This window comes from Verrucomicrobiota bacterium (genome assembly GCA_027622555.1).
Taxonomy (GTDB): domain Bacteria; phylum Verrucomicrobiota; class Verrucomicrobiia; order Opitutales; family UBA2995; genus UBA2995.
Window position 1 is genome coordinate 1 of sequence record JAQBYJ010000222.1, and the last position, 4,113, is coordinate 4,113.

Annotated in this window: 1 protein-coding gene; it reads left to right on the forward strand. The window is 47.5% G+C overall.

Annotated elements, in window-relative coordinates; genetic code table 11:
- The first annotated feature begins 466 nt into the window (after window positions 1–466).
- Window positions 467–4,042, forward strand: a complete 3,576-nt coding sequence (locus tag O3C43_24915; protein ID MDA1069732.1) for a TonB-dependent receptor plug domain-containing protein — start codon at window positions 467–469, stop codon at window positions 4,040–4,042.
- Window positions 4,043–4,113: the final 71 nt, after the last annotated feature.

Below are 4,113 nucleotides of genomic sequence, written 5' to 3' on the forward strand. Positions count from 1 at the left end.
AATCCCGCATCGTGGCCAGAAATAAATTGACATGCGGCCAAACTCAATTATCTCACGGATTTAGGATTAATCTTCAATTGAAGGAAAATAATCCTTGAAGATCCCATATTGGGCTCCTAGTCTCCTTACCGAATTAAGTGGATATTGGCTGAAGGTCTCCTCTGGTTGCCGGGCCGCTAATTCCAGTTAAGGAATCTGATAACTCTAAAATTACCCCGTTGATGAAAATCCAGTTTTTTGACTCTGCAAAACCCTTCGGGAATTGTTGAGTCTGCTCTTGGTTGCCGTTCCCGAAAAACAAAACTCCCTATCTCCCTGACAATCAGCTGTATGACAGTTAATATTTCCCCAATTTCAAGGTTCTCAAGTTGTTCGCCGAACAAGTTCTGAGTCCCTCAAACCATACGAAATCAAAACAGCCGACTCATTGGCTATACTCTAAAACTCCCCAATAAACAAAATACATATGAACAGATCACGACTAATCAAACAACTATTATCCGCCAGCTGCATGCTGACTGTCCCGCTATTATTAAGCGGGCAAAACGAAGACGACGAAGACATTACAACTCTTTCACCCTTTACCATCGAGGAAAGCGATAGCATCGGTTACCAGGCCACGAACACCTTGGCGGGTAGTCGCTTGAAGACTCCTCTACGAGATATCGGGTCGGCGATTCAGGTTATCACGGCCGAGTTGTTTGAAGACACCGGATCTACCACCATGGAAGAAATTCTGCCCTACGCACTGAACATGGAAGTCGGCGGCGTGCAGGGGAATTTTTCGGGTGGTCCTGGCCAGAATCACAATGGACGTTTTGAGCAGGACAATCAGCGTCTCGGCCCCCAGGACAACCAGCGTGTACGTGGATTGGCAAGTGCATCATTGACCCGGGACTTTTTCCTCACCGATATTTCTTTTGAAGGGTACAATACGCAACGTATTGATATCCAGCGTGGTGCAAATTCGCTTCTTTTTGGTATCGGTTCTCCGGGTGGTATTATCAACAATACGACCAAACGCGCCAATGCTGACGGGGAAGATCGCAATGAGGTCAGTGTTCGCATTGGTGAGCGCGATACCCATCGAGAAACCATCGATGTTCACAAGGTTTTGATCGAGGATCGTTTAGCTATTCGCTTGATGGGCCTAAACAAGGATACTCAACATCAACAAAGGCCGGCCTACGAAATTGACCAACGCTTTGACGTGGCTCTACACGCCATTCTGTCGAAAAACGACAACGTCGAATGGTTAGGCCAGACCAAAGCGCATTTTAATTATGAGCGAGGAGATATAAAAGGTACACCAGCCAACGTCATTCCACCGACAGATGGATTTTCTTCATTTTTTGATCCTCCCGACATCACCCAACTTCAATCTGTCCCAGGAGTCATTGTTCCGGGTTTTTATCCGGGTGGTTTGGGTGCCTCGGGCACAGGTGCCACCGAGGCGACACGATTCCATCCTGAGTTTGGCTACACTCACTGGCTTCCTAAACAGACCTTTGACAACCGCCTTGGTATAAGCCGTGGCAACGTTCCCGCTATTACAGAGCGTGGTTTCCACCGTTTTAAGATAAAGTTCGATCACGATTCCGACGGGCCGATTCCTTGGGGTAACCATAACGGGACGCCGTTTTTCGCGAGTTCTGGAAATGAGAATGGCGCAACTGGTACGGTCGATGCGGCTGGCAATCCAATGCTGCACGGCACTCATGTGCTTGGGGTCGATGGCATGCCTTATCCGGTACTCAGTAACATTTTCGCATATATCGAATCTGGTTCGTTTTTCATGGGTAACAGGAATGATCAGTTTATTCCGAACTTTACGACACCCGTAATTCTGGACCAAAATGTTTGGAACAACGAAGATAGAATGATTCAGGGTAGGACTAATTTTCGAAACCAGGAATTCACCGCCCAAACGTTTGCCCTCGAACAGGATTTTTTAAATGGTCAGGCGGGTCTTGAATTTGTGTGGGATAACCAGACTTTCAATCAGGTTGCGAGTATTCCGTTTTCTGAGCAGGAAACGATTGGGGATTCTGGTAACGGTGACGTCGTGATCGATATAAATGAATATTTGGCCAACGGCACTCCTAATCCGAATGTCGGTCGTCCGTTGATGAAAACGGATGAGTTTCCGGGTTTCCTTTACAGAGAGGTTGATCGCGAAAGCCTTCGTTGGACGGGATTTGTTAATGTCGATTTCGAAAAGTTCGGAGGCGACGACAGTTGGTTAAAGTGGCTCGGTAATCACACGATCACTGGTTTGTATAACAAGCAAACGATCGATACCTTTAATCATCAAACCGATGCCCGGCTACGAGGCGAAAGCATCGCACTAGGAGGACCAGAGTATTTGAGTCTGGGTAGCTCCGGAATCAGGAATGGAAATTTTCGCCCGGTCTATGAAGTGTATCTAGGTCCGGATGTGCGTTCTTTCGCCAATCCCAGCCAGGTGCAGTTGAATATGATGACCTTTGATCTTCCTAAGGCTGGGGATTCTTATGAAGCTATAACATGGAACCGTCCGGACCAGTCGTTTGATAGAGACTTTGTTACGGTTGAAGACGTTCTCGTCGGTGGTTCACGCAGACGAAACGAAATCGAGACAGAAGTTATCAGTATTCAGAGTCGATTATTCAATGACCACATTGTGGGTCTGGTTGGCTGGCGTGACGATGAATCAACTACCTGGGAAAATATCGGAAGTGCTGAAGCTGCTGCTTTGGGAATAACTCAAGATGTAGGAGGATCCAATTCGGAACGGAATCCCGAGTACTTTCGCGTTTCTGAAAATTCATCAACTGCCACCGGTGATACCTTTACCTGGAGTGTTGTTGGCCACGTGCCCGATGAATGGATCGGCGATACCGTCGGCGTTAGTTTTCACGTAGGTGAATCTGAAAACTTCCAGGTTTCGCCAACACGGCGGAATGTTTTCGGGACTGTTCTTCCTCCTCCAGTTGGAGTTACGGAAGAATATGGTGTCACCTTTAATTTCATGGATAACAAACTCATCGCTCGTTTGAACTGGTATGAAACTTCGGCTAGTGGTGACTCACTTCCAGGTGGCAATCCATTCGACTTCTTTGGCTGGATTAGTGGTTACACCGCTCGTTGGTATGAAGCGGCCCAGGAATTTGGCAACACACCGGAGGGTTTCCAAGCCGCTATTCAGGCATCGATAGACCAGCTCGGACCTCAGGCAGGTGATTTGGATAATCCAAACTTCCAAACATTTAGAGATGTTTATGACGAAATCATATCCTGGCTTCCTTCTGTCGTTCAAAGCAAGCGTATGCTAGCCATTAACGAGGCATCGGGGGAAATTACCAGCGAACCAAATCCGGGGCAGACTGGTACCCAGGACTTCGTATCGGAAGGATTCGAATTGGATATTACCGCGAATATAACTGATAATTGGCGCGTGTTCCTTAACCTGGGGCAACAGGAATCTGTTGTGTCAAATATTGCCTTGGATTTCAGGGATATATCGGGTCAGGTCTTCAGCAATATCCAGAATTCGCCGATCGGAAAATGGGCGGATACACCGGCGCGTTCTGAAGGGCAGAGTTTCGAATCGCGCTTCTTGGCGATTGTGGGAGCTCCCTTGGGAGCCATTGCGGCGCGGGATGGACAAATAGCGCAGGACTTGCGGGAATGGCGCATGAACTTGGTGACATCCTATACCTTCACCGAAGGTATCTTCGCAGGATTCACTGCAGGTGGCGCTGTACGCTGGCAGGACAACAACGCGATTGGCTATCCCAATATCTTCAATGCAGACGGTCAAATTATCCCGGATCTTGGCAAACCCTTCCTGGGACCTGATATGTTGAATGGCGATCTCTTTGTCAGCTACAGACGTCCGATTTTTGACAACAAGATTGATTGGAAAATCCAGGGTAACATTCGCAATGCGTTTGGGGATAACGACCCGATTCCAACTGTCATCAACCCGGATGGTAGAATCGCAGTAGTACGCAATTCGCCGCCAACTGAAGTGTTTATCACCAATACTTTTAGTTTTTAGATTAGTAGTTGGTTTTATTTCCAGTTAGAAATTGAGGCCCCTGTTTGCACAGGGGCCTCATTTATTTGAAG

What these genes read in the sequence shown, in the direction of transcription:
- O3C43_24915 (MDA1069732.1), top strand. Translation starts at nt 467, where the DNA reads ATGAACAGATCACGACTAATCAAACAACTATTATCCGCCAGCTGCATG.